This window comes from Rhizobium sp. P40RR-XXII (assembly GCF_012641405.1).
Classification (GTDB): domain Bacteria; phylum Pseudomonadota; class Alphaproteobacteria; order Rhizobiales; family Rhizobiaceae; genus Rhizobium.
On sequence record NZ_JABAII010000030.1, the window covers coordinates 1 to 24,547 of the forward strand.

27 protein-coding genes and 1 pseudogene are annotated in these 24,547 nt (G+C 59.5%); 5 read left to right on the forward strand and 23 right to left on the reverse strand.

What is annotated here, in order from left to right:
* Nucleotides 1-188: 188 nt before the first annotated feature.
* Both HGP16_RS32170 and HGP16_RS32175 read left to right on the forward strand, forming a co-directional pair.
* Nucleotides 189-902 carry a HEPN domain-containing protein gene (locus tag HGP16_RS32170; protein WP_409526878.1) on the forward strand — a complete coding sequence of 238 codons (714 nt, stop codon included), beginning with the start codon at nucleotides 189-191 and terminating at the stop codon, nucleotides 900-902.
* A gap of 182 nt (nucleotides 903-1,084) precedes the next feature.
* Nucleotides 1,085-1,300: a hypothetical protein gene (locus HGP16_RS32175; RefSeq protein WP_168843994.1), complete on the forward strand. Its 216-nt coding sequence runs from the start codon at nucleotides 1,085-1,087 to the stop codon at nucleotides 1,298-1,300.
* On the opposite strand, the pseudogene HGP16_RS32180 reads toward HGP16_RS32175, so the two are convergent.
* From HGP16_RS32180 to HGP16_RS32240, 13 genes and pseudogenes are all read right to left on the reverse strand, one after another.
* Nucleotides 1,284-1,472: pseudogene (locus tag HGP16_RS32180) on the reverse strand (winged helix-turn-helix domain-containing protein); the annotation flags it as partial. The gene HGP16_RS32175 and the pseudogene HGP16_RS32180 overlap by 17 nt on opposite strands.
* 245 nt (nucleotides 1,473-1,717) lie before the next feature.
* Nucleotides 1,718-2,797, reverse strand: coding sequence for an ABC transporter ATP-binding protein (locus HGP16_RS32185; RefSeq protein WP_168843995.1), 1,080 nt, complete (start codon nucleotides 2,795-2,797; stop codon nucleotides 1,718-1,720).
* Entirely contained in the window at nucleotides 2,794-3,594 is an 801-nt protein-coding gene (locus HGP16_RS32190) for an ABC transporter permease (RefSeq protein ID WP_168843996.1), read from the reverse strand. Before HGP16_RS32190 ends, HGP16_RS32185 begins: the two co-directional genes overlap by 4 nt.
* 1 nt (nucleotide 3,595) lies before the next feature.
* Nucleotides 3,596-4,468: an ABC transporter permease gene (locus tag HGP16_RS32195; protein WP_168843997.1), complete on the reverse strand. Its 873-nt coding sequence runs from the start codon at nucleotides 4,466-4,468 to the stop codon at nucleotides 3,596-3,598.
* Nucleotides 4,469-4,575: 107 nt separating this feature from the next.
* Nucleotides 4,576-5,586: an ABC transporter substrate-binding protein gene (locus tag HGP16_RS32200; protein ID WP_168843998.1), complete on the reverse strand. Its 1,011-nt coding sequence runs from the start codon at nucleotides 5,584-5,586 to the stop codon at nucleotides 4,576-4,578.
* A 54-nt stretch (nucleotides 5,587-5,640) separates the two neighbouring features.
* On the reverse strand, nucleotides 5,641-5,955 hold the full coding sequence (locus HGP16_RS32205; RefSeq protein WP_168843999.1) for an NIPSNAP family protein: 315 nt from the start codon (nucleotides 5,953-5,955) through the stop codon (nucleotides 5,641-5,643).
* A 5-nt stretch (nucleotides 5,956-5,960) separates the two neighbouring features.
* On the reverse strand, nucleotides 5,961-7,424 hold the full coding sequence (locus HGP16_RS32210) for an aldehyde dehydrogenase (protein WP_168844000.1): 1,464 nt from the start codon (nucleotides 7,422-7,424) through the stop codon (nucleotides 5,961-5,963).
* Nucleotides 7,425-7,429: 5 nt separating this feature from the next.
* Entirely contained in the window at nucleotides 7,430-8,470 is a 1,041-nt protein-coding gene (locus tag HGP16_RS32215) for an LLM class flavin-dependent oxidoreductase (RefSeq protein ID WP_168844001.1), read from the reverse strand.
* Entirely contained in the window at nucleotides 8,467-9,402 is a 936-nt protein-coding gene (locus HGP16_RS32220) for a flavin reductase family protein (RefSeq protein ID WP_168844002.1), read from the reverse strand. The genes HGP16_RS32215 and HGP16_RS32220 overlap by 4 nt, the downstream gene beginning before the upstream one ends.
* Nucleotides 9,399-10,235 carry an alpha/beta fold hydrolase gene (locus tag HGP16_RS32225; RefSeq protein ID WP_205926787.1) on the reverse strand — a complete coding sequence of 279 codons (837 nt, stop codon included), beginning with the start codon at nucleotides 10,233-10,235 and terminating at the stop codon, nucleotides 9,399-9,401. The genes HGP16_RS32220 and HGP16_RS32225 overlap by 4 nt, the downstream gene beginning before the upstream one ends.
* 25 nt (nucleotides 10,236-10,260) lie before the next feature.
* Nucleotides 10,261-10,863, reverse strand: a complete 603-nt coding sequence (locus tag HGP16_RS32230; RefSeq protein ID WP_168844004.1) for an amino acid synthesis family protein — start codon at nucleotides 10,861-10,863, stop codon at nucleotides 10,261-10,263.
* Between the two features lie 441 nt (nucleotides 10,864-11,304).
* The gene (locus tag HGP16_RS32235) at nucleotides 11,305-12,216 is read right to left on the reverse strand and encodes an agmatinase (protein ID WP_168844005.1); all 912 of its coding nucleotides are present in this window, start codon (nucleotides 12,214-12,216) and stop codon (nucleotides 11,305-11,307) included.
* A gap of 55 nt (nucleotides 12,217-12,271) precedes the next feature.
* Nucleotides 12,272-12,967, reverse strand: coding sequence for a GntR family transcriptional regulator (locus tag HGP16_RS32240; RefSeq protein ID WP_168844006.1), 696 nt, complete (start codon nucleotides 12,965-12,967; stop codon nucleotides 12,272-12,274).
* Between HGP16_RS32240 and HGP16_RS32245 the strand changes: the two genes are divergently transcribed.
* Nucleotides 12,956-13,357, forward strand: coding sequence for a hypothetical protein (locus tag HGP16_RS32245; RefSeq protein ID WP_168844007.1), 402 nt, complete (start codon nucleotides 12,956-12,958; stop codon nucleotides 13,355-13,357). The two genes, HGP16_RS32240 and HGP16_RS32245, sit on opposite strands and share 12 nt — an antisense overlap.
* Nucleotides 13,358-13,437: 80 nt before the next feature.
* On the opposite strand, the gene HGP16_RS32250 is transcribed toward HGP16_RS32245, so the two are convergent.
* Both HGP16_RS32250 and HGP16_RS32255 read right to left on the reverse strand, forming a co-directional pair.
* Nucleotides 13,438-16,512, reverse strand: a complete 3,075-nt coding sequence (locus HGP16_RS32250; protein ID WP_168844008.1) for an efflux RND transporter permease subunit — start codon at nucleotides 16,510-16,512, stop codon at nucleotides 13,438-13,440.
* Between the two features lie 9 nt (nucleotides 16,513-16,521).
* Nucleotides 16,522-17,643, reverse strand: coding sequence for an efflux RND transporter periplasmic adaptor subunit (locus tag HGP16_RS32255; protein ID WP_246703636.1), 1,122 nt, complete (start codon nucleotides 17,641-17,643; stop codon nucleotides 16,522-16,524).
* Here HGP16_RS32255 and HGP16_RS33840 point away from each other — a divergent pair.
* Nucleotides 17,621-17,902, forward strand: a complete 282-nt coding sequence (locus HGP16_RS33840) for a hypothetical protein (RefSeq protein ID WP_168880146.1) — start codon at nucleotides 17,621-17,623, stop codon at nucleotides 17,900-17,902. The genes HGP16_RS32255 and HGP16_RS33840 overlap by 23 nt on opposite strands.
* A 266-nt stretch (nucleotides 17,903-18,168) precedes the next feature.
* On the opposite strand, the gene HGP16_RS32265 is transcribed toward HGP16_RS33840, so the two are convergent.
* From HGP16_RS32265 to HGP16_RS32275, 3 genes are all read right to left on the reverse strand, one after another.
* Nucleotides 18,169-18,939 (reverse strand): autoinducer binding domain-containing protein, encoded by a 771-nt coding sequence (locus HGP16_RS32265; RefSeq protein WP_168844011.1) that lies wholly within the window; start codon nucleotides 18,937-18,939, stop codon nucleotides 18,169-18,171.
* A 286-nt stretch (nucleotides 18,940-19,225) separates the two neighbouring features.
* Complete coding sequence (locus HGP16_RS32270) at nucleotides 19,226-19,825, reverse strand: acyl-homoserine-lactone synthase (protein WP_168844012.1); 600 nt, start codon at nucleotides 19,823-19,825, stop codon at nucleotides 19,226-19,228.
* Between the two features lie 75 nt (nucleotides 19,826-19,900).
* Nucleotides 19,901-20,671 carry a helix-turn-helix transcriptional regulator gene (locus HGP16_RS32275; RefSeq protein ID WP_168844013.1) on the reverse strand — a complete coding sequence of 257 codons (771 nt, stop codon included), beginning with the start codon at nucleotides 20,669-20,671 and terminating at the stop codon, nucleotides 19,901-19,903.
* Nucleotides 20,672-21,213: 542 nt separating this feature from the next.
* Here HGP16_RS32275 and HGP16_RS32280 point away from each other — a divergent pair.
* Nucleotides 21,214-21,534, forward strand: a complete 321-nt coding sequence (locus HGP16_RS32280) for a chemotaxis protein CheW (RefSeq protein ID WP_312862966.1) — start codon at nucleotides 21,214-21,216, stop codon at nucleotides 21,532-21,534.
* Nucleotides 21,535-21,552: 18 nt separating this feature from the next.
* Here the strand turns inward: HGP16_RS32280 and HGP16_RS32285 are convergent, their stop codons facing one another.
* From HGP16_RS32285 to HGP16_RS32305, 5 genes are all read right to left on the reverse strand, one after another.
* The gene (locus HGP16_RS32285; RefSeq protein WP_409526879.1) at nucleotides 21,553-22,032 is read right to left on the reverse strand and encodes an MEKHLA domain-containing protein; all 480 of its coding nucleotides are present in this window, start codon (nucleotides 22,030-22,032) and stop codon (nucleotides 21,553-21,555) included.
* Nucleotides 22,033-22,139: 107 nt separating this feature from the next.
* The gene (locus tag HGP16_RS32290) at nucleotides 22,140-22,739 is read right to left on the reverse strand and encodes a TetR/AcrR family transcriptional regulator (protein ID WP_312862967.1); all 600 of its coding nucleotides are present in this window, start codon (nucleotides 22,737-22,739) and stop codon (nucleotides 22,140-22,142) included.
* 14 nt (nucleotides 22,740-22,753) lie between these two features.
* A complete protein-coding gene (locus HGP16_RS32295; protein ID WP_168844016.1) occupies nucleotides 22,754-23,182 on the reverse strand; it encodes a hypothetical protein in 429 nt (142 codons plus the stop codon).
* The gene (locus HGP16_RS32300; protein WP_168844017.1) at nucleotides 23,179-23,622 is read right to left on the reverse strand and encodes a hypothetical protein; all 444 of its coding nucleotides are present in this window, start codon (nucleotides 23,620-23,622) and stop codon (nucleotides 23,179-23,181) included. Before HGP16_RS32300 ends, HGP16_RS32295 begins: the two co-directional genes overlap by 4 nt.
* A 253-nt stretch (nucleotides 23,623-23,875) precedes the next feature.
* On the reverse strand, nucleotides 23,876-24,406 hold the full coding sequence (locus HGP16_RS32305; protein WP_168844018.1) for a dihydrofolate reductase family protein: 531 nt from the start codon (nucleotides 24,404-24,406) through the stop codon (nucleotides 23,876-23,878).
* Nucleotides 24,407-24,547 lie beyond the last annotated feature (141 nt).

A 24,547-nucleotide genomic window follows, 5' to 3' on the forward strand; every position in this document is an offset into this window, starting at 1 on the left:
ACTTGCCTGACTTTGCCACGTCTTCTGGAGAGCTGGATGCATAACGAAAGATGCACGTCCGGTTCGGTGAAAGGCGACTAGAAACCGACTGCCGTGAGGCAGCACGGCGCTAGTCGCCTATTCTACCCCGCGGCGGCTGGGTCGATGAACCCCATACGAAAAAGGGTTATCGTTCCGACTTCGACATATTGATCATCGTCAACGATAAGAGGCTGACCGATTTCGACCGCTACTGGCAAAGGGCGGCCAATCGATTCATGCACGAAGAGGAGTTCAAAACGCCGGTCAATTTCATCGTGCACTCGCTTCGTGAGGTGAATATTCTGCTGGAGCAAGGCCGGTATTTCTTCGTTGACCTGCGCCGCGATGGCATCGTTCTCTATGAATTTGACGACAAGCCGCTGGCCACGCCAGGACTGCTGCCCCCAGCCGACGCTTACAGATTTGCCAAGGAATATTTCGAGGATCGGCTGCCTCACGCGGAGACTTTCGCGGAGGGAGCTGAATTCTTTAAGGAGAAAGGTAGACTCAAAGAAGCGGCCTTCCTTTTGCATCAGTCGATCGAGCAGACCTATGCGACCTTGTTGCTGGTTCTGACCAACTACAGCCCCGCCGCCCACAATATCAAACATTTGCGCAGCCTCGCTGAAAGTCAGTCTCAGCAATTGATTGAGGTATGGCCACGTGATCAGCAGCGCTTCATTGCGTGGTTCAATATCCTTAACGAGGCCTATGTTAAGGCACGCTATTCAAAACACTTTGAAATCAGCCGAGAAGCGCTCGTTTGGCTGCAAGGGCGTACAGCGGACCTGATCGACCGCGTGGCAAAGGCTTGCCTGACGCATCTTGAAGCGTTGAGACAACAAATCGAAGACGCCGAGCGGCGCTCCGGTAACGCGTGAATTCGCCTTGATCGGGAAGGTTCCGAATCGCTTTTTTTCGAACAAGAATTTCTACTCTAAACTACCGCTTGCAAATGCCATGGACTGCCAGAAGTCAGTCGAAAATATCGACTGATGTGCCGCTGAGCACCAAAGTCCGGCTTCGATCTTTGTTCCCTGCGCCGGACGCAGGAGGCTTTTGCATGTCACGAAACTCAACAACCCGCCCGATCGGCGGCGACCATGGTGCCGCATTGGACGTCGCAGACAATAGTCATCAAATTGTCCAGGATATCATTGCACTCCACGGCGATCAGGCGCCGACCGCTGCAGCCTGGTGCGCTTTCACAGCCTGGTGCGAAGGCGACGATGAAGAGTATCGTTTTTGGTCGCGCATCTTCCTTAGACTGCGCAACTAACGTTGGCTTGCTCGCCCTTGATGACCAGAGCTATTTCACTTTCCGCAATCAGATTCGGACCCAAGGCATAGCCTTGCGAGCGAACAGTACGAATAAGATCAGGGCCAAACCTACGAAGCGCTCGGCGGATATGGCCCATATGGATATCGACGGTCCTGGGTTCCACATCCGCGACCGCCGAACGGGATCGAAAGGCCGCAAGAGAACAAAGTCAGCGCCAGTCCCGTCAAACCTGTGATCGGGAAGCACCCGCCGCCGACCAAACCCAAGGCCTGTCGTTATCGCAACGGTTCTGCGCGACACGCAAGAGCGTGATGCCGAAAAGTGTAGGCGGTTTTCGGACGACATCACGCTCTCCTTCTTTGATTCTAAAGCGAATTCAGATTTTAGGTCAATTCGACCTAAAATCGTCCGGCTCTAGCAAAAGACATGGGCAGCGTCTGGATCGAACTCCAGATGCACATTGTCGCCGCGGCTCAAGCCCGAGATGGCCTCGTGGCCGAAAGGCAGCCTAACGGACAGGGTTTCGCCGGCGGCGATCCGGGTCGTCACATGCACGTTGTTGCCGAGGAAGGTGATGTCGTTGACGGTCGCGCTGAGGCCCTTGTTCGCGCTCGCTTTGCGCCCGAGGCGGATGCGTTCCGGCCGCAACATCAATGCCGCTTTGCTGCCCGATGTCGGCCGGCCGTGAACCGGAATGCTTTCGAAGACGGTCTTGTCGCCGAGTGAGATCGTCGCCTGGCCATTGTCCGAAGACAGCAGATGGCAGGAGATGAAATCGCTGTCGCCAATGAATTCGGCCACGAAGCGGGTGCGCGGATTTGCGTAGAGCTCTGGTCCCGTTCCGATTTGGTCGATGACGCCCTTGGAGAAGACGGCGATGCGATCCGACAACCGCAGCGCCTCCTCCTGATCGTGCGTGACATAGAGGATTGTTACTTCCGTCTGCTGGTGGATGCGCCTGATCTCGTGCTGGATCTCCTCGCGCAGCTTCTTGTCAAGCGCCGACAGCGGCTCGTCCATCAGCAGCACCGGCGGATCGTAGGCCAAGGCTCTGGCAAGGGCGACGCGCTGCTGCTGGCCGCCCGACATCTGCGCGGGCTTGCGATCCTCGAAGCCTTCGAGCCGGACGAGACGCAGCATTTCCTTAACGCGGCTGTCGACCTCGGCCTTGGACTTGCGACGGACTTTGAGCGGAAAGGCGATATTTTCTCCGACGGTCAAATGCGGAAACAGCGTATAGCGCTGGAACACCATGCCGATATTGCGCTTGTGCGACGGCGTCGACAGCAGCGTCTCGCCATTCAGCAGAATATCGCCCTTGGTCGGATTCTCGAAACCGGCCAGGATATAGAGCGTCGTGCTCTTGCCCGATCCGGAGGGGCCGAGAAAGGTCAGGAACTCGCCGCGCTTGACTTCGAGATTGACGTCGTGGACTGCGACGACGGGGCCGTATTCCTTGCGGATACCTTTGATCTTCAGGAGGGATTCGCTCATGATTTCAGAACCTTGCGTACGATCGCGGCCAGCGTCATCAACATGACCGTCAACAGAATGAGAAGTGTGGAGGCGGCAGCGACGACCGGGGTCAGATCCTGCCGGAGCGTCGCCCAGACCTTGACCGGAAGCGTCTGCAGCGTCGGGCTTGCCATGAAGATCGCCACGACCACCTCGTCCCAGGATGTCAGGAACGAAAAGACGGCTGCCGAGAATAATCCATGGCTGATGGCGGGCAGCGTGACCCTGATCTTCGCCTCGAGCGGAGATGCGCCGCAGAGCACGGCTGCATCCTCAATGGACTTGTCAAAGCCTTCGAGCGCGCCGGAAATCGACAGGATGGAGAAGGGCAGCGCCAGGACAAGATGCGACAGCACGAAGCCGATCAAGGTGCCCCCCAGCCCGATCCGCAGGAAGAAAGCGTAGAGGGCAACGGCGAAGACGACGACCGGAAGGATCATCGGCGTCAGGAACAGCGCCTTCAATGAGTGGCGAAACAGGAATTTTCCGCGCACGAGGCCGAAGGAGGTCACCAAGCCGAGCAGTACCGAAAGTATCGTGACGATCGTCGCGATCTTGAAGCTCGTCCAGGCGGACGCCAGCCATTGCGGATCGGAAAGCAGTTCCGTGTACCAGCGCCAGGTCCAGCCCGGCGGCGGAAAGATCAGCCATTGCGAGGAGCCGAATGACAAGGCTGCGATGAAGAGGATCGGCAGCAGCAGGAAGGCTGATGTGAGAACCGTGATCGCGAGAAGCACATATTTCCACCAACCAAGGCGGTCGAAATTCAACAGCATCTCAGCGCCCTCCCGTATTCTGGACGCCGAACAGCCGCAGCTGGACGGCATAGAGCGACAAGGTGACGACAAGCAGGACGAAAGCAGCCGCTCCGCCCATGCCCCAGTTGACCAGGGATTGCACGAATTGCGCGATGAGTTCTGCCAGCATCATGTTCGCCGTGCCACCCAAGAGCGAAGGCGTCACGTAGTAGCCGAGCGACATGACGAACACCATCAGGGCGCCCGCCATCATGCCGGGAGCGGCAAGGGGCAAGAGAACACGGATGAGACATTGCAAACGGTTCGCACCGCAAAGTGCCGCCGCCTGCAGCACGGCCGGATCGATCTTCCTGATCATGCCGTAGAGCGGCAGAATGATGAAGGGCAGCATGATATAGGTCATGCCGATCGTCACGCCGGTGAGATTGTTAACGAGAGCGAGCGGTTTGTCGATCAACCCCATGCCGACAAGGATCTTGTTGATCAATCCCGTGCGCTGCAAGAGCACCATCCAGGCATAGGTCCGCGCCAGCAGGTTGGTCCACATCGACAGAAGCAGGATCGCAAAGACTACCGAAGACCAGCGCGTCGGCATGATCGCCAGCGTCCACGCGACGGGAAAGCCGATCAGCAGCGATATGACGGTGACGAGGCCCGACACGATGAACGTGTTGGCAAAGATCTTCAGATAGGTCTCGGATCCCAGCAGTTCGGCATAATTGCCGAAGCCGAATGCCGGTTCCAGCACGCTGCGCAGGAGCAGCGCGATGACCGGAAATATGAAAAAGATCGTCACGAAGGCGAGAGCCGGAGCCACCTGGACAAATCCGTTGGGCTTTGCCGCCTTGCGTGCCGGTGCAGCCTCGTCCGCAACGTCAATATATGTCGACATGGCAATTCCTTCCCACCAGGGGGCCTGCGCGCAGCGATCGCCGCCAGTAGGCCCGGACCTCGCATTGCCCCACCGCGGACCTTAATCCGCGGTGGCGTAGTCGTCCCTTACTTTGCCTGCCAGGCGTACCACCTCTTGCCGATCTCATCGCGGTTTGCGGCCCAGTAGCTCATATCGGCATTGACCTGGCTCGCCGTCTGCTGGTCCGGCAGGGTCTTGGCCGTCTCCGAATCCATCAGTTTCGCCGAGTCGAGATTGATCGGCGCATAGCCCGTGGCCTTTGCCAGATCGGCCTGCGGCTGTGCCGAGGTCGCAAGCGCGATGAATTTCATCGCCGTCTCCAGGTTCTGCGCGCCCTTGGGGATGACGAGAGAATCCGCCGCCGTGATGTTCTGGCTCCAGGAGGTCTCCGTCTTAACGCCGCTATTGGCGAGCGCCGTCATGCGGCCGTTCCAGAGACTGCCGAAGGGTGCTTCCGCCGATGCCAGAAGCTGCTGCGACTGCGCGCCGCTCGACCACCAGACGATATCCGATTTGATCGTATCGAGCTTCTTGAACGCACGGTCGAGATCGAGGGGATAAAGCTTGTCGGTGGGAACGCCGTCAGCCAAGAGCGCCGCTTCGATCACGCCCGGCGCGGACCACTTGTAGAAGGTGCGCTTGCCCGGAAATTTCTTCGTATCGAAGAGATCGGCCCAGGTCTTCGGGCAGGCGCTCACGGCATCGGCATTGCATCCGATGACGAAGGAATAATAGAAACTGCCGACCGAATAGTCGCTGACGAAACGCGGATCGAGCTTGGACTTGTCGATGACGGAGAAGTCCAGCTTTTCGAGCAGGCCGTCTTTCCCAGCCTGCGCGGCATAGTCGCCCTCGACGTCGACAACGTCCCAGCTGACCTGGCCGGCTTCGACCATCGCTTTCAGCTTGCCATAGTCCGTGGGGCCGTCCTGCATGACGCCGATGTTGGTCTTTGCCGTGAACTGGTTGGCCCAGGCGACCTTCTGCGCATCCTGCGTCGTTCCTCCCCAGCTCGTGAAGACCATGGTGTCGGCCTTGGCAGGCATGGATGCGGCCATCATTGCGGCAAAGGCCGCGAGTGCAATTTTTGCTTTCATGTTCCCTTGTCCTTTTTTTCAGTCTTTGGAGGCATGCCTTATGCGGCCGGCCGTTCATCCCGTTGGAGAAAACCCGGCAGGCTTCATAATCTTGTTTTCCGCCACCTCGATCAGGTCGCGGATCTTCGGCAGGAAAGCCTGCCACTGAGGGTCGGCAGCCAGTCGCTGGCGCCGTGCCTCGCGATCGTCAAGGCTTGCATAGGACCAGATGTGGACGATCTCGTTGATCGTGCCGATTTCCGAGTAGAAATAGCCGACGAGATTGCCGAGATGCGCCTTCTGGATGGCAATCCCCTCTTCCTCCACGACCTTTAGATATTGCGGGATCGTGCCGTTCTTCAGCCGGTAGGTGCGGATCTCGTAGAACATCGGCCTCACCTCATGACAAAGGGATCGGGGATCGGATCGTCTGACGTGCGAAGCCAGATGGTCTTGGTGCGGGTGTAATCGAGCGCTGCCGCAAGCCCACCTTCCCGGCCGTGGCCGGAGAGGCCGAAACCGCCGAATGGCGCGATCGGCGATACCGCGCGGTAGGTGTTGACCCAGACGACACCGGCACGAATTCCCTTCATCAGGCGATGGGCGCGCGTGAGGTTCTGGGTGAAAACGCCGGAAGCCAGCCCGTAGCGGGTGTCGTTCGCAAGTCTCAGGGCTTCGGCCTCGGTCTCGAAAGACACGACGGACAAGACCGGCCCGAAGAATTCGTCGGTCAAGGAAGGCGAGCTGACGCCATCGCAATCCAGGATCGTCGGCGGGAAGTAATAGCCCATGCCATCGGGCCTTTGTCCGCCGGTGACGAGCCGGGCGCCGCTCTGGATGGACTTCTCGACAAGAGCCGCTACATGATCCTGCTGGCGCTTCGTGGCAAGCGGGCCGACCTCGGTCGCCATGTCGAGCGGCGAGCCGATGCGGATGGCCTCGGCCTTGCGCTTGAGGATCGACAGGAATGCGTCCTTGACGCTGCGCTCGACGATCAGGCGCGAGCCGGCAACGCAGCTTTGGCCCGTCGCCGCGAAGATCCCGGCAACCTGCGCATTGACGGCACTCTCGAGATCGGCATCGGCAAAGACGATGAAGGGCGACTTGCCACCCAGCTCCAGCGACGTCGAGGCAAGATTTTCGGCCGAGTTGCGGATGACATGGCGTGCCGTCTCCGGTCCGCCGGTAAAGGCGATATGCGCGACTTTGGAGTGGCGCCCGAGTGCCGCGCCGCAGGAAGGGCCGAAACCGGTGACGATATTGACGACGCCGGCCGGGAAGCCGGCCTCATGAACGAGGCGGGCAAACTCCAGGAGCGGTGCCGGCCCATCCTCCGATGCCTTGACGACCATGGTGCAGCCGGCCGCAAGCGCCGGCCCGATCTTGACTGCCGACAGGAACAACTGGCTGTTCCAGGGCACGACCATGGCGACGACGCCGATCGGCTCGCGGCGCAGCCAGACATCCATGTCCGGCTTGTCGATCGGCAGGTAAGAGCCCTCGATCTTGTCGGCGATGCCGGCATAGTAGCGGTAATAGTCGGCGACATAAGCAATCTGCGCCGAGGTCTCGCGAATGATCTTGCCGGTGTCACGCGTTTCCAACTCGGCAAGCCGTTGTGCATTGGCGGCAACGAGATCGGCGAGCTTGTAAAGCAGTTTGCCGCGCTGCGTCGCCGTCGTCTTCGCCCAGGGACCGTCGTAAAGCGCCTTCTCGGCGGCATCGACGGCGCGGTCGACATCGGTCTCGCGCGCTTCCGGCATTTCTGCCCAGACGTTACCGGTCGCGGGATCGATGCTCTGGAAACGGGCCTCCCCGTCCAGGAACTCGCCGTCGATATAATACTGGAAGTGCTGCATGGGGTTCACTCCGCAAATGCCGGCATGACCTCGGCGATGAAGCGTTCGAGCGAAGCTTTCTTGCGTTCGAACGACATGCCGGTGTCGATCCAGAAGGAATATTCGTCGTAGCCCATTGCCTCATAGCTCTTCAGCCGGGCGATCACGGTCGAGGCATCGCCGACGACATTGTTGCTGCACATGACTGCTTCGGACAGCATGGCGTTGGCGCGAATGTCTTCTTCCGGGATGCGCTCGATCAGGCCCTGATGGATGGGCTTCTCGTTCTTGAACCAGGCAAAGAAGTAATTGTAGTAGACGCTAAGCTCATGCGCGGCCCGCGCTATGTCGTCCTCGAACGAGCCGACATAGGTATGGCGCAGAAGCATGATCTTCGGCCGCTCGATGTGAGAGTTCTTCGCGCAGGCATCGTTGAAGCGCCCCATCAGCGCCTCGACCTCGTCATCGCCCTGCCAGAGCGGTGTCACCTGGACATTGCAGCCATTGGCGACGGCAAATTCATGCGAATTCGGGTCGCGCGCCGCAACCCATATCGGTGGGTTCGGCTCTTGCAGCGGCTTCGGCGCCGAGGTGGTCGATGGAAATTTGAAGAACTCGCCCTCATGGGCGTAATCCCCCTTCCAGATGCCTTTGACGGCCGGGATCAGCTCGCGCATGCGCTGGCCGGCACCCCAGGCGTCGAGACCCGGTAGCAGACGTTCATATTCGAAGGAATAGGCGCCGCGGGCAATGCCTATATCGAGCCTGCCGTCGCAGATGATGTCGGCCATGGCGGCTTCGCCGGCGAGTTTGATCGGATGCCAGAACGGCGCGATCACCGTTCCCGTGCCCAGCCTTGCCCGCGACGTCCGCCGCGCCAGATCGGCGATCGTCACGAAAGGGTTGGGCGCGATGGTGAAATCCATCCCGTGATGCTCGCCCGTCCAGATCGCATGCATGCCACCCTTGTCGGCAATCTCGCAGAGCGCGACGAACTCCTCATAGAGGCTCTTATGGGTCTGGCTCGCGTCGAGGCGCTCCATGTGAACGAAGAGAGAAAATTTCATGCTTGCACCGCCTTCCCCGAGACCGGACGCACCATGCCGGAGGTCTCGTCGCCGAAATAGACCCCGAAATTGCCGATCTGGCTTTCCAGCGCGAAGCGGGAAACGATATCGGCTGTCGAGCTCGTCTTGAAGCGCGCAGTCTTCAGCGCATCCGGCTTCAGGAACCTGCCCTGGCGCGGCTCGCCTTGCGAAGCGAAGGCGCGATAGACGATATGATGCTTGCCGTCGCTCTTGCCTTCATAGACCGAATAGAGGAAGCCGACGGTTACCGTGAGACCGGTCAGCGCCTGCAGGTATTGACCGAGAATGTCGGCGGGGCTTCCCTCGCTACCCTCGCAATCCGGAAGAGCAAGGACATCATCCCCAAGCAGCAGGATCTCGCCGTCGCGCTCGAGGACGGCACCCAGCTCGATATTGCCTTCCGCGGCAGCGGAGACCGCCTTGCTCGCCAGGATCGGCGTGAAATAGCCGCCTCGGGCATAGCCCAGGCCATTGCGGCCGCTATTGTCGAACGAGACGATGCGCCCCATCAGGACAACATGGTCGCCGGCTTCGATCACCTGGTTCATGGCGCATTCGAACCAGGCAGCGACATCGGAAAGGATCGGACAGCCATCAGCTCCCGAATTCCATTCGACGGCGGCGAACCTGTCTTCGACGGGCCGCGCAAAGGTGTTGGAGACGGCCTTCTGCGCCTCCGACAGCACGTTGATCGCAAAATGCTTGGCGCCCGTCATGGCCTCGAAATTACGCGAGGTCTTTGCCAGGCAGACAAGAAGAAGCGGCGGGTCAAGCGATACCGAGGTGAAGGAGTTGGCCGTAAAGCCGATCGGCAGGCCCGCCTGATCACGCGCGGTCACGACCGTAACACCGGTCGGAAATGCACCGAAGGCGTCGCGCAACGCCCGTGGATCGAAATCTTGCGTCGTCATCTTGCGTCCTCCCCGCATGAAAGCCACTCGGCGAGCAGCTCATTGACGATTTCAGGTGCCGTAAGGTTCACCATATGGCGGTGCCCCTCGACGATCCGTACCCAGCCTTTGGGCGTCGCCGCCGCCATCTGTTCGGCCATCAGTGGCGTCGAATTCGGATCGTCCGAGCCCGTCAGGAACAGTGCCGGCGCCTGCACTTGCGGCCAGCGATCGGCATAGGTCTCATCACCACCGGCGAAAGCCGCATAGGCCGTCACATATCCTTGCGGATCGACAAGGCTCAGCCAGTTGCGCGTCAGTTCGCGCGCCATCGCGCTTTGAGCATCATCGCCAAACCAGCGCAGCAGCGGGCCTTCCTTGTCGACACCGACAAGCGTTATTGCCGCCGCACGCGCAAGTACGGCCGCCTTGGCCTCGGGATCACGGCGGTAGACGCCGTTGAGATAGGCGATCCGTTTGATCCGTTCGCCGAAGGTGGCGGCCGCCCCGCCGGCAACGAGCGCGCCCATCGAATGGCCGGCGACGCTGACCTCACTGAGCGCCATCTCATCAAGGAAGCCGCCGAACCAGGCGACGAAGGCCTCCAGTTTGCTGCCGACAGACAGGGCAACGCTTTCGCCATGGCCCGGCATATCGACGGCAATGACACGATGGCTCCGGGAAAAAGCCGCGATCTGCGGCAACCAGGCTTCAAGCCGCATGCCGACTCCGTGGATCAGAACCAGCGGCTCGCCTTTGCCCACTTCATGATAGGCAGTACCACGCGCCGTATGCTTGCGGAGCAAGCCTTCCGTATTGAGATGATCCGCCTTGTTCTGGTCTATGGTTTCCATCGCCGGCATCCAGACGCTCGATCTCTCACACGCCGGCCGGATTGGCGACATCCTGTCCCAGATCCTTGAGGTCCTGGTAACGGTCGCCGATGCGATGATGCGGCCGACCGCCGACCGAGGCGCCGAGCGCGACAACGATTTCGTCGGCCGCCGGCGCATCCGGTATCGACGTCTGGATCGTCAGATAGTGCGAGCGACGACCTTCATCATTCTTGTCCATGAGCGGGATCATGACCGGCGCATTGGCCGGTCCGCGCGTATTGCAGAAGGCGAGATAGGACTTGGCGCCGACGGCGTGGCGATAGTGATTGCCGAACCGCAGTGTGTGGATCAGCGCGGATGCATGCTCGATCTCGCCATCGAGACCGACAACGGCCGATTTGCCATAGGCTTCTACCGCTTCACCCGATCCCACCGCATCGATGATCATCTTGGTGAGCAATTCGCCGAGCACAGGAGCGGCGGCGTGAATCTCCGGCTTGAGATCCTCGACAAAACCGCGGCCGGCCCAGGGATTTTTGACGATCGCGCATGCCGAAAAGAGCTTCAAAGGCGCGGCCGCTGCCCTGCCCCCTTCAACAAGCGTCGTTTCGATCTGCAGGACAGTTTTTCGGATCTGAAGGCTCATGGCTCACTCCCGTTTAGGATTAGATGTGATGGTATGCCATAATACCAAACTGTCAAGCAACTTTGAGCAGACGGATCAAAGGTCGCGGTGCATATGAAGAATTAACAGTTACAACAATGACTTATTGATACAAAAAGGAGGCGCTGCCGGTCATCGCATGTCTCCAGCGATCCGTCGTTCCCGCTTTTGTATTCATTATTATGGTATACCGCCACATCGAACGGAAGACGGAGTCAACCGGCGTCGTCAGCCGGACGGCGATTTAATGTGACGTGAGCTCTTCGAGATCGCCCGGGCGTCGTAAGCTAGTCGCGATAGGCCATCGATGCATGGGCACGACCAAGGCCGATGAAGCGAAAGGCTCGGTATCAGCGCTCGCAATCGGATCGACCGCGAACGAGGTCTCGCATGGCCGCTATGCTTGCGGGAAGCCGACTGGGTTCAAACCTGCCGGACGATGGCGCCGATCGCGTTGACGACAATGCGCGACGCCGTCAGGGCCGACAGACCGTCGATATCGGCGGGAGGATAGAGTTCCACCAGATCGAAGCCCGCAATCTTCGCCCGCCTACCGAGGCCGGCGATCAGATCGGTGATCTGTGTGTAGGTGAGGCCACCGGGTGTCCGCGCCGCGACGCCGGGCATGATACCGGGATCGATACTGTCACAATCCAGGGTGACGACGACATGCGCTCCCTCCGGAATATGCCGGAGAGCCGCGTCTACCCCCTGGGCATGGATTTCGCGGGCAGTCACGAAATGGCTGCCGTAGCACCGTGCAGCCTCGATATCGGCAAGACGCGCACTGCCGACGCTGCGAAGGCCGACTTGCACCATTCCGGCGACATGCGGCATCTCGCTCGCCCGGCGCATCGGGCTCGAATAACCGTAGCGCTCGCCATATACTTCGTCGCGCCAGTCGATATGGGCGTCGATCTGCAAAATCCAAACCGGCCCGTGATCCGCAAAGCCGGCGAGGAAAGGCGTGGTTACCGAACAGTCGCCGCCGAGCAGGATCGGCACGACAGGCAATGCCAGCATCTCGCGCGTCTTCGCCTCGATCCGAGCGCGGTTGCCTGCATTGTCATGCATGATGGTCGCGATATCGCCGGCATCGATGCAGCAGGCCGGCTTGCCGTCGAACAGCGGGCCGCCGAGATCGAAATCCCAATGTTCGACGAGTGCGGCGTCATCCTGGCTTGCTGCACGGATCGCGTCAGCGGCAAGGAGATAGCCGCTGCTGTCCTTGCCGGGATAGGTGCTGCCATGACCGGCCCCAAAGATCGCCACGCGCGGCGAAAGGGCATCGTCGAGGCGATATGGAAAGCCGAGAAACGACGGAGAGGCTGTCATTTCGTGATGGCCTTGACGAGGGTTTCGCTGAGGGCTCGATGTGGGCGTGCGGAAATCAATCGGCGGACTGCCGCCCGGAAAGCACGGCCTGAGCGATCGCGCTGGCGCTTGCGACATGATCCATTGCGGCCTTATACGCGCCCTCGCCGTCACCGCGCCGGATGGCATCGACGATGCGAGCCATTTGAGCCGGCCCCTGGACATCGCGATTTTCCGTCTTGATCGTCATGGAACGCAGGTGATTGATGCGCACGGTCAGAAGGTTGACGACGCCCCAGGCCACATGGCGGTCGACCATGCTGAACAGCGTCTGATAGAAGGAAGACGTATGGGCGAGCACGCCGGCCATGTCCCTCTCGCGATAGCTGTGCCTTATATCCTCGAGCGACTTGTCCAGCGCGTCGGCGATTGCGGGATTGTTCTGCTCGGCGCAAAGCCGCGCCGCCATTCCTTCGAGGGCACCGCGGATCTCGTAGATCTGCTTGGCTTCGTCATGATTGAGCTGCGCGACGATCGGCCCCTTGTTCGGGAGATTGGCGACTAGGCCCTCGGATTCGAGATGACGCAGAACCTCGCGCACGATCGTGCGGCTGACGCCGAGCTGGGCGCAGAGATCGCGCTCCACCAGGCGGTCCCCCGGGCGGAAATAGCCGTTGACGATCGCTTCCCGCACCTTGTCGAGGGCAAGCTCACGCAGCGTCTTTGCCGGACGCTCCACGCGAATTGCGGCGCTGTGCGCATGGTCATTCATTCCCGCATCCCTTGCTATCCGGATACCATATTATGGCCTACCAAGATCATTCATTGTCGAAATGAAGTCAATGCAGCAGAGAGCGCCTCAGAGCAAGGCCTGTTGCCGGATGCCGAAATGCTCCTTGAGCCCTTTCCAGCCTTTTGGCGTGACGTCACCGGCACGGGACGATGGCGATCGCCGTATCCAACCCTCCGCAAAGAAGAGATTGGCAAGATGAATACCAAGCGGTCCGGCGAGGTGATGTTGCCGCTCCGTCCAGTCAAGCAATCCGAACGTCTCCGGACAGACACCGAAACATTCGGCTACCGCATCCTGGAACTTGACGGTGCCGAGATCCGAACACAGGTCGTTCTTTTCGCCGGATCCGGCGCATGCGCGAGCGGATGAATGACGCCGCGATCATCGCTTGCCATGCGGTGCAACTGCATCATACATCAACCTGATGACGGCCTTCGGAGCGGCTCCGGTCAATGCACCGGTGCCGGCTCTGCTTCTGACGCAGCCTGCTTGTGGTGGTCGGCGGCGAGCAGCATGTAGACGGCGGGCACCACGAAGAGCGTGAACAATGTCCCGATAGCGAGCCCCGTCGCGATCACCAGGCCCATGTTGAAGCGGGCCGATGCGCCGGCGCCGGTCGCCAGAATCAGCGGCACGACGCCCAGAACCATGGCACCGGTCGTCATCAGGATCGGACGCAGACGAATGCTGCAGGCACCCTCGATCGCCTCCCGCTTGGTCTTTCCCGATGCCTGCAGCGTATTCGCCACCTCGACGATCAGGATGCCGTGCTTGCTGATCAGCCCCATCAGCGTCACCAGGCCGACCTGCGTATAGATGTTCATCGTCGCGCCGCCGATGCCGAGGCTGATGAAGGCGAGCGCGCCCGCGATCGACATCGGCACCGATACCAGGATGATCAGCGGGTCGCGGAAGCTGTTGAACTGCGCCGACAGCGCCAGGAAGACGATGATCAAGGCGAGAGCGAAGGTGGTGGCCATGCCGCTCGATTCCTGCACGTATTGACGTGACTGCCCTCCGTAATCGACCGAGTAGCCCTGTGGCAGCGTGCGCGCTGCGATCGACTTGAGGGTTTCCAGGGCATCACCGACAGCGACGCCCGGCGCCGGCACGCCGGAGACGGTGGCGGAATTCAATTGCTGGAAGTGCGCGACCGAGCGCGGCGTCGCCTCGAGTTTCGCAGTAGCGATCGCCGAAAGCGGGATCTTGGAACCATTCACGCTTGCGATCGGATAGTTCATGATCTGATCGATGGTCTGGCGCGAACGCTGCTCCACCTGCGGAATGACCTGATACGAGCGATTGTCGATACTGAAATAGTTGACGTAGCCGCCGCCCAGCATGGAGGCGAGTGCAGAACCGACATTGCTCATGGACAGGCCAAGCGTCGCCGCCTTGCTGCGGTCGATCTGGATCGAGTATTGCGGATTGTCGACGTAGAGATCCTTCGTCAGAAAGATGAACTCGCCGGATTTCTGCGCTTCCTGCAGGAAGGTGTTGGATACGTCGTTGAGCTGGTCGAAGCTGCCGGTGCTGCCGACGGCGAACTGCACCGGCAAGCCGCTGGCGCCGGGCAGCGGCGGTATCTGGAAGACCACCGCCTGTCCGCCGGCGATCTTCGCGAGGTCCGCCTGCACCAGCGGCTGCAGTTGGTCCGCCGTCCGGTTACGCTGGTCCCACGGCTTCAGCACCATGCCCTCGAAAGACGTGCCCGGCACCTCGACCTGCAAGGTCTTGTCGGTTTCCGGGAAACTACGGAAGATCTTGGTGACCTGGTCGGAATTGAGCAGCTTCTGTTGAAGCGTCGCATTGGGGGCGTTGGTCACCTGTGAGGCAAGGAATCCCTGATCTTCATTGGGAGCCAGCTCGCTCTTGGCACTGGTGTAGAGGAAATAGATGCTGCCGAGGACAATCACGGCAAATACCAGCGTCACCGGCACGGTATTCAGGCTGCCATGCAGCATGCGCACATAGGGCCGATGAATTTCCGAGAAACGACGGTCGATGAAATCGGAAACGCGCTCCTCCCAGCCGCTACGGTCAGTCAGATGCGGTTTCAGGATGCGCGAACACATCATCGGCGTCAGCGTCAGCGCGATGATCATGGAAACGGTGACGGCGCCAACCAGCGTAAAGGCAAACTCCGTAAACAGAGCTCCGGTCAGGCCGCCCTGAAAGCCGATCGGCACATAGACGGCGACAAGCACGACCGTCATGGCAAGGATCGGCCCCACCAGTTCGTGCGCCGCGGCCAGCGCCGCCTGCATCGGCGGCGCCCCCTCCTCGATATGACGGTTGACGTTCTCCACGACAATGATGGCGTCATCAACCACGAGACCGATGGCAAGCACCAAAGCCAACAAAGTCAGAAGATTGATGGAGAAGCCGAAGATCAGCATCATCGCGAAGGTGCCGACCAGCGATAGCGGTATGGCGACGATGGGAATGGCGACCGATCGCGGCGAGCCGAGAAATGCGAACACCACGAAAATGACGATCAGCAGAGCCTCGACCAGGCTCTTGACGACCTCGTCGATCGACTGGGTGACGAAGGTGCTGGAATCGTAGACGATATAGCCCTCAAGCCCCTGCGGCAGTTGTGCCAGAATGGCCGGAAACACCGCACGCACACCGGCAATCACATCGAGCAGATTTGCCGTCGGCGCGATTTGGATACCCATGAACACGCCGTCCTGAGCATCGAATCCGATCTGGACATCGGGGTTTTGCGAGCCGAGCGCAACGGTGGCGACATCCTTCAGGCGAACGATCGTATCGCCGATCTGCTTGACGACCATCTCCCGGAACTCGTCGGCCGAATGCAGATCTGTCTGCGCCGTCAGCACCGTCTGCGTCATCTGGCCGCGCGTCGTGCCGATACCGGAAATAAAATTGTTGTTCGCAAGCGCGGTGCTGACATCGCCGGCCGTCAGCCCATAGGCGGCGAGCTTGTCAGGCTTCAGCCAGGCTCTCAGAGCAAAGGTCCTGCCACCGAGGATTTCAGCCGTCTGAACGCCCGTGACTGCCTGCAGTTTCGGCTGGACCACGCGCGTCAGATAGTCGGTGATCTGGTTGCTGGCCAGAACGTCGCTGCGGAAGCCGATATACATCGCGTCAATCGTCTGGCCTATCGACACCGACATGATGGGTTGCTGCGTGCCCGTGGGCAGCTGGTTGAGAACCGAGGATACCTTGGCGTTGATTTCCGTCATCGCCGCATCGGCATCATAGTTGAGACGCAGGTTGACCGTGATCGTCGAGGTACCGCTGGTGCTCGACGACGTCATGTAGTCGATGCCGTTGGCCTGGGCGATGGCGTTTTCAAGCGGCGTCGTGATGAAACCGGCGATAACGTCGGGCGCGGCACCCGGATAGGTGGTCGTCACGGTCACGACGGCATTCTGGGTCTGCGGGTACTGACGCACCGTCAGCGTACGGAACGACTGGTAGCCGATCACGATAATCAACGCGCTGACCACGAGAGCAAGCACGGGGCGCTTGATGAAGATATCGGTGATATTCATCGCCACACCTCAGTTCGGGTTTGCCGGATTTGCATTGGGATCGTTCGACGCCTGCACCTCGTTATTGATGATAACAGGCGAGCCGTTGTTCAATTTCAGCTGGCCGGAGGTCACCACCACCTCGCCTGCGTTCAACCCCTTGGTCACCGCGATCTGATCGCCACGCGCCTGTCCTGTGCTGACGAATTTCTGATTGGCGACAAGCTGCGGCTTTCCATCCTGTCCGCCGCCCTTGTCGGTCACGACATAGACGACGTTGCCGTAGGGGTTGATGGTGACGGCGGTCTGCGGCAGGGCGATATAATCTTTCGGCTCCCCAACCGTTACCGATACGTTGCCGAACATTCCAGGCAGGAGCTTGCGATCGGAATTCGGGAAAGTCGCCCGGATGGTGATGTTGCGGCTTTGGGTATCCACCAGCGGGCTGATTGCCGTAATCTTGCCCTCGAAGGTCTGGCTCCCATAGGCATCGACCGTTGCCGTCACCGCCTGTCCGACCTTCAGTTGCGACAAAGCCTGCTGCGGCATCGAGAAATCGAACTGGATCGGGTCGAGCGACTGCAATGTGACGACCGCGGTCCCGGCCGCCAAATATTCGCCGAGGCTGACCAGCCGGATGCCGAGGTGCCCGTCGAAGGGCGCGCGGATCGAATATTGATCGATCAGCGCCTGCTGCGACGCGACTTGTGCCTGCGCAGCCTTCCATGTGGCGAGATCACTATCGACCTGGCTTTGCGCGATGGTATTTGCCTTGATCAGCTTGGAATCGCGCTCATAGGCGATCTGCGCGTTCGCCGACGACGCCTGATATTGCTGCAGCGTTGCGATCTGCTGGTCGGCAAGCAGCTGCACGATGAGATCGCCCTTCTTGACATCCTGGCCATCCTGAAAGCCGATCTTCTGGACGATGCCCTGCACCTGGGCGGAGAGATTGGCGCCCTCGACCGCATTGAAGCTGCCTATGGATTGCAGCGTGGTTTGCCACGGGCTCGTCGCCGCCGTAATTGTCGAGACCGTCTGCGGTGGCGCCTTGAGGTTAGCCAGATACGCCGCGATCATGCGGTTCTTGAATGCCTGGAAGCCGAAAATCCCACCCAGGATCAGGCCTATGACGATCAGCATGATCACCATGCGTTTTATCATGACTGGTAACTCTATTTTTCGGGAACAGGTCGCTGGGAATTCTGATGGTGCCGGCTCCGGCGAGGCTTACGAGAGACCCTTCCGCGCCAAAATTGTCTCATCCTTACTGACGCCTGCGATCGGCGCCTGCTTTGAAAGCGATCTTGATCGGGTTTGGCTGGATCGCGGGAAACGGCGCTTTTATATCGGTGGCCGCCGAACAACGTCTTTCGGCCGCCGTAGGCGGCATCGACTTCGCCATGATTGAAGCTGGTGGCGTCCAAATCGGCCGTCCTCAGCAAACAGACCAGTCAAACGTCATTCGCACGCCTCTGCTTCTGATTCAGCACGAGTTTTTACGATCCGAATTACGATAGGCAATTTGCTATGTCCGAAACTTTATTTAGTAGAGTCCTGAATAAAGGCAATAATGGTACAGAAACTATCACCGCTGGGCGAAACGAACTCATTCGCCCGATCAATATTCTGTGCAGTCTGGCGAAGCTTCCCAGCCGGTGCCGCAGAGAGCCGATCCTATCTTATCAGACCGAGCCGAATGGCGATCGCAATGGCGTTGGTTGTGTTTCTCGCCTCGAGCTTGTCGCGAACCGAGCGCAGATGCTTTTCGGCGCCATGATGGGTGATGCCCATCCTCACCGCGATCTCATGATCGCGCAAGCCGTCCGCTGCCAATTGCAGCGCACGTCTTTCCCTTAGCGTGACGCCCTTCAGCAAAGGAAGCTGATCCAGTTCCTGGAGCTGGAGGGCACGATCCACGGCAAAGGTCGCCAGCAATTGCAGACCGCCGCGCTCCTCCTCCCTGATCTCGAGATGCTCACCGCCGATGGAAAAGCCTATTGCGGTCCCATCAAAAGTCTGCAGGGCAATGGTGAACCCCTCGCGCAAGCCAAACTCCCCGGCTTCGCCCATGACATCGCGCGCCATCACATTCTGCAGTCTCTGCCCCTCTATGTCCCGCCAGAAGAACGGCGCATGCTGCTCCTTGACCATGCCTATCGTCGGATCGTGGCGCAGATAGTCATTGCTGAAATAACGGGAGATCCAATCGGTCGGCCACGCATTGAGAAGAATATGGCCGACTTGCTGTCGCTTGGTGTCGCCGATCGGCGGCATCGTGCCCGCCAGCACGTTTGTCGCGCCGAAGCGGCCGATATAGACGAGCACCAGCCGCAGGATGTCGGCTTCGGTCTGCGCTGCCTCCATGGCCGTTATCAAGGCCGTCGTTTCTTCAAGCAGATGCGCTGGCATCGTTTCCGCGGAGGGTGGCGAGGAACGCGTGTTCATACTGATCTCACAGACTATTCGAAGGCAGAGAAGGACTGCTTATATTAAGCATTCCTCATTAATTATGAATGCCCCAGAGAAAGGAAAATTGAAAGGCGAAAACCTCCGTTCGATGCCGCGCAATATCCAACAATTCGCCGCAGAACAGGCGACACCAGTGGGATGCGTCAGGCGCTCCAGCACGGAACTGAGCGACCGTGCTGGAGGGCTGATTATATAGAGGAAGGAGGCTGCATATCGAATAGCAGACGTGCGCATGCCGCTAAAGCATCCGATGGCATTCCATCTAAGCCGCGCGACGGCGCAGGTCTGTCTTCAAGGAACGAAGCTTCGCCAGCGTGCGTTCATCGAACGATGCGGTGACAGCCACGACATCCTCTCCTGAAATCGACTGCGGCAATCCAAGCGCGCTGACCCGGAAATGAAGCTGCAGCAGCCGGAGGATCCAGAGTGGCTGCATTTCGATGATCACGGTATTGATATCGTTTTCCAAGCCCCATTCGACAAAACCCGAAAGCAGCGTGTTGGAAACCGCGCTCAAGGCGCGGCCATGCTCTCTGTAGGCCGGCTCGACACAATAGCGCGTCCATTCCCATATGTGCCAGCCGACGGGCCTTTCCTGCTCGCAGAGTTGCGGCAGCACCTCGGACAGGAGGTGAGGTTTGGTGGAGGGCAGCATTCGCTGATATCCAAGAACCTCGCCTTCATTGATGAAAAGCATGTGCACCGCATCTGCCGTATCGAATTGGTCGGTCTCGCGACCATCGGCACGCGTCAGATCATTCCATCCGCGCTCCTCGACGAATACGCGGTGCCGCAGGCGAAATGCCTGATCCATCTCGTCCTGATAGTCGTGCATGTTCCGGTCGGTGATAATATGAAGCATCTCTACAGCTCTCCTGTTTGGGCAAGCTGATCATCGAGCCGTTTCACGATCACCACAGGTACGGAAAAGCGTACCTCACGAAATCAGACCCTTTCGCAGAGCAAGGGCAATTGCGTGATTAGTATTGCGCGAACCAAGCTTTTCGCGGCAGGAGCGCATGTATTTGTCGATGGCATGATCGGTGATTCCGAGGCGAGAGGCGATCTGCCGCTCCTTCCAGCCTTCGGCCGCCAGCTGAAGAACCTCACGCTCCCGTGCCGTCAATTTAAGGACGCTGCTGTTTTGCTGAGTGCGCCGGATCCGCAAGGCGCGATAGACTGCAAAATTCGCAACAAGCGCCAGATTCCTCTTGTTTTCCGGCGAGAGCTGAAGCCGCTCGCCGGCGATCGAAAACCCGACATGTTCGTGTTCCTGCCCCAGGCTCGGAAGCGTCATGGTGAAACCCTCGGCAAGGCCGAACTCCTTGGCTTCGCCCATAACACGCAGCCCGGACCGAAATCCGACGACTTCGTCGTCGTTCCAGAAAAAGCTTTCAAGCCCTTTGCGCACCAGCGTGATCGTCGGATCCTTGAAGAGATAGTTCTGAGAAAAATAGCGAGCCGACCAATCATTCGGCCAGGCATTGATCAGGACATGGCCTATCTGCTGGCGTTTAGTCGCGCCAATCTGGGGCATGGTGCCGACCAGAACATTGGTCGCGCCGAAAGGCTCCACATATCGAATGACGACCTCGGCCAGCTCCTCCTGAGTTGTGCAGGCTTCGAGCTCAGCCAGAAAATACTGTGTCTCCTCGAGAGTACGGGTCGGAAAAATTGGATTGCCGGGCAATATCCAGTGGTTTGACATAACAACGATCTTCGAAGTTTCACGATGAAGCAAGAAACATGGCCACGACACCGGCCAGAAACTTCGGGCAGTGCATTGGTGATTATTTGCTCATATATTCAACGATACGGTCTTATCAACGCGACCATACCAGGAAGGCATCACGTAACGCGCCTGACGCGGCAATGCCAAAGTATTTCAGCTAATATACACTTCATACAGTCGTTTGACGACCGGCACGCAGCGTCTCAATCTTCTTTATCGATAGGACGGCCGGCCAGGCTATCGGCAGTGCCCTTCACCGATCCTGCCGAGCGCTGCATGACCGAAAATCGTTCCTCGTTAGAATTTTAAATAAGCCTGCAAGTCGTCAGCAAGACCGCTGCTCTACTATCGGTGTGTCTGGCCGAGCTGATTTCGGCGGCACCATGACAGTGCCAAGGCATCCGCGAGCCGGTTCGCCTCAGACGGCTGCACTTTTGAGCAAGGGGTCCCTCAAGGGGAAAAGTGCTTTCATGGCTCTGTCAGCTTTCCTTCGCCGCCGCGCTGCGATGGCGGTTCGCGTGCACAACACGCTATGTACCTTCGTTGATGGAACGATCGTCGCGCGAGCGGACAATTGGCGACCGCTCGGCAAAGGCCCGGATTCGTGTCGTGCGACACTCGGTCACACGTCGTATCGTGGCGAATTGGTACCGGTTTACGATTTGGCGCCGATGCTCGGCGACATTCCCTCAAAGAGCTGCCAACTCGCCATTGTGAAAATGGCGGCCGGGCATATTGCATTCCTGATCGACGAATTCATCGGACGCACGACTGCAGCGAGCGAAGCCATCAACCTCTCGCAACTCGGGATTTTCCACCGTGAATTTACGGCCGCATGACATGCTTGTCCCACGACTCTAGGCATCCTTCCATTTGGAAAATGTGGCGGCCTGCCCGCGCAAATTCCCGTCGCGATCCACGAGCTGCCAGACAATGCCGTCTTCGATCCAAAAACGACGCCCGGATTTTGCAATCCGCAGCCCGCGATAGTCGGAAATAAAGCCATCGCGCGTCACCGCGTCCAACAGCCGTTGGCGCTCCGCACGATCGGGAAGCTCCGCCGAAAGCCGCGAGGGGAGCGTCACAAACTCATCCCACGGATATTCGAAGCAGTTCTGCGCTGCCTTGTTGGCGTAGACGAAACGGGGATCGGCATCCGTATTATGGGCGACGACCACGAAGGGCGCGTCGCGATAGAGCCAATCCGTCCCGGTTCCTTCATCGACAAGGGCAACGCCTACGATGCGACGAAAACTATCCGTCAGAAGGTCGAAGAACGCATCATCGACCGATAAATCCACAGCCTTGCCTCTAGCTTCGCCTGCCATCAATCCCATCCTGTCACTCGGTGCATCGACGGCGATACTTAGTAAAATGCCATGAAGATCAAGGGGCGACGGCCGGTCCTTTATAGGCCGGCTTGTGGATTGCCGGCGCAGGCAGCTCAGGGACAGACGGAGCGCCGACAGAAATCGGTAACGGCGTCGACCAGTTTCTGCCGATCGACGGTCGGTCCGTCGGCCAGACAGTCATCGACGGCGCTGTGCATGGCATTGAACTGCATGACGGCCGAGAGCCGGGCGTCGATGAAGGAGAAGGCTTTGGCTTCCTGCCCTTCCAGCAGGAAGGATGAAAGGCGTGCTACCAGCGGGTTGGCGCGTTTCATGCCGCGTTTGGCCGGGTGGAACTCATGGAAAACCAGATCGTGCAGCGCGACCTCGTCGAGATAGCCGACCACGCATGACCCTATCCAGACATCGAGCCTATGCATCCAGCTGCCGGAAGACGCCGCCGCGGCTGCCGCGTCTATCTTTTCGCAAAAGCGCTCGATGAAGCGCGCCTTCAGAGCGGCAAGAACATCCTCTTTCGTCTGGAAATAGAGATAGAAAGTGCCCTTGGCGACATCGGCGGCCTCGACGATTTCCGCAACGCTGGTCGCGGCAAAGCCCTTCTCCAGAAACAGGCGCTGCGCGGCGTCCATCAGTTCCTCCCGGCGGATTTCCGGGGGCTTGGTGCGCGGGCGCGGGCGTTCTGCGGCGGTCACGGGCTTTTCCTCATCTACAGCCTATCAATGGCAAGGCCCGCCGGCACGAGAATGGAACTGCGTAGCCATTCCGCCGCGGGCGGAGCCTGGTTGAAGATTTCTAGCGGCATATGAAGCGGAAGACGAGCAAGACTTTGCCGCACGCCGTCAGCCGTCGCCGCCGGAACGACGACGGCAATGCCGAGCAGAAACCGATGAAGCGCGTCGCGGACAATCCCGATCCGCTGCGCCACCATAGCCAGCAAGGCCGCATCGCTGGCAAGCGGCGGTCCGTATGCGGAGATCAACAGAAGAGCAAACGGCTTTTCGTGCGCCAGCCAGCGCTCGATCGTATCGAGGTCCGATCCTATCCCATCGGCGCCCAGCCTTGCCTCCGCGACCACGATCGCCAGCGGCCAGTGCGTCTCGTCGCAATCAGGCAGCAAGGTTTTGAACGCCATCATGACGGCCTGCACAAATCGGTCAGGCTTCGCAGCACATGTCCCATGTGCACCGGCTTTCCGCGCACGGCGGAAACCGAGGCGAGCCACATCGTCGCCTCGTTGGCCTCATCGAAGATCTGCGCCGGGACGCCATACAGCTTTTCGGCATTCATCCGGCTCATCTCTTCCAAGGCACTGGCCGGCACGACGGTCGCCATGCCGATCACGAGCCGCTTGATCCGCTCGCCGTTGGACTGAAGCCAGGCCCTTGCCTCCCTTGCGCTGCCTTCGGGGCGCTCGAGCGCGTCAACATCCGTAAAGACACGCAGGGTTGAAAAGGGTTCGCCGCGGTCCAGCCACGACGTCCAGTCGGAGAGGAAAGCAAGCTGTTCTTCGCGCGACATCGAATCACGGGCGGCGGACAGCACAAGCGGCCATTGGCTAAGATCGTGACGGATCATGATGGGGATTTCTCCTATGCGATGAGATGCGGACAGCAACGGCTCCGCGCTGCTGCGGTCCCCACACCCAAAATAAGGGCGACCATTCGAACGTCTCCAGATTCCGATGATGGCGTTATTTATGACTGACCGTCGGTCATTTGTAAAGAGCGTAGTTGGATGACCGCCGATTTCGTCCGGCATCGCCTTGCTCGGCTCCCCATGCGACGGTGATCGACCGTAGCCGGACCAAGGCCTATTGTATGTCGCGCGACTATGCGGGAACGTATGTCAACCTGATCACGTCCTTGCCAATGCGATCGCTCGCCACCAGGTGGAGCGGCGGCCGCGGACCGGCAAAGAATGGCTTGCCGCGACCAAGCACGACGGGATGGAGATACAGCCGATATTCATCGACAAGACCAAGGTCGGTCAGACTTCGCGCCAACTCAGGCCCGGCAACTTCAATCTCGCCATTCAGTCGAGCCTTCAATTCGCGTATCGTCGCCTCGATGTCATCAGCGACAAGAGTGGCATTCGGGCCGACTAATTTCAGCGAGCGCGACACGACCCATTTCGGCAGGCTCCGCCAGGCTGCTGCATAATCACGTCGCTCCTCGTCCCACTCGGAATGATCGTCGTCCCAATACCGCATCACCTCGTACATGCGGCGACCATACACACTGCCGGCCAGCCCGCGCACGTCGTCGATGAAATGATGAAAGAGCGCGGCATCGGGCGCAAAGTCCGTGTGGTCGACATAGCCGTCCAGCGACTGGTTCAAAGCGAACACAAGCTTCGCCATGTCGCAGGACCTCCCCCCGAGTTTCCCAAAAAGGCGTGAGCCGATGCTACGCGGAAATGGAGTTGGCTACAATCCGGCAGCCGCTTCGCTGGTGAGCCAATAATTGGGCTCCGCTTTCCAGCCTCTACGAAAGGCCTTCTT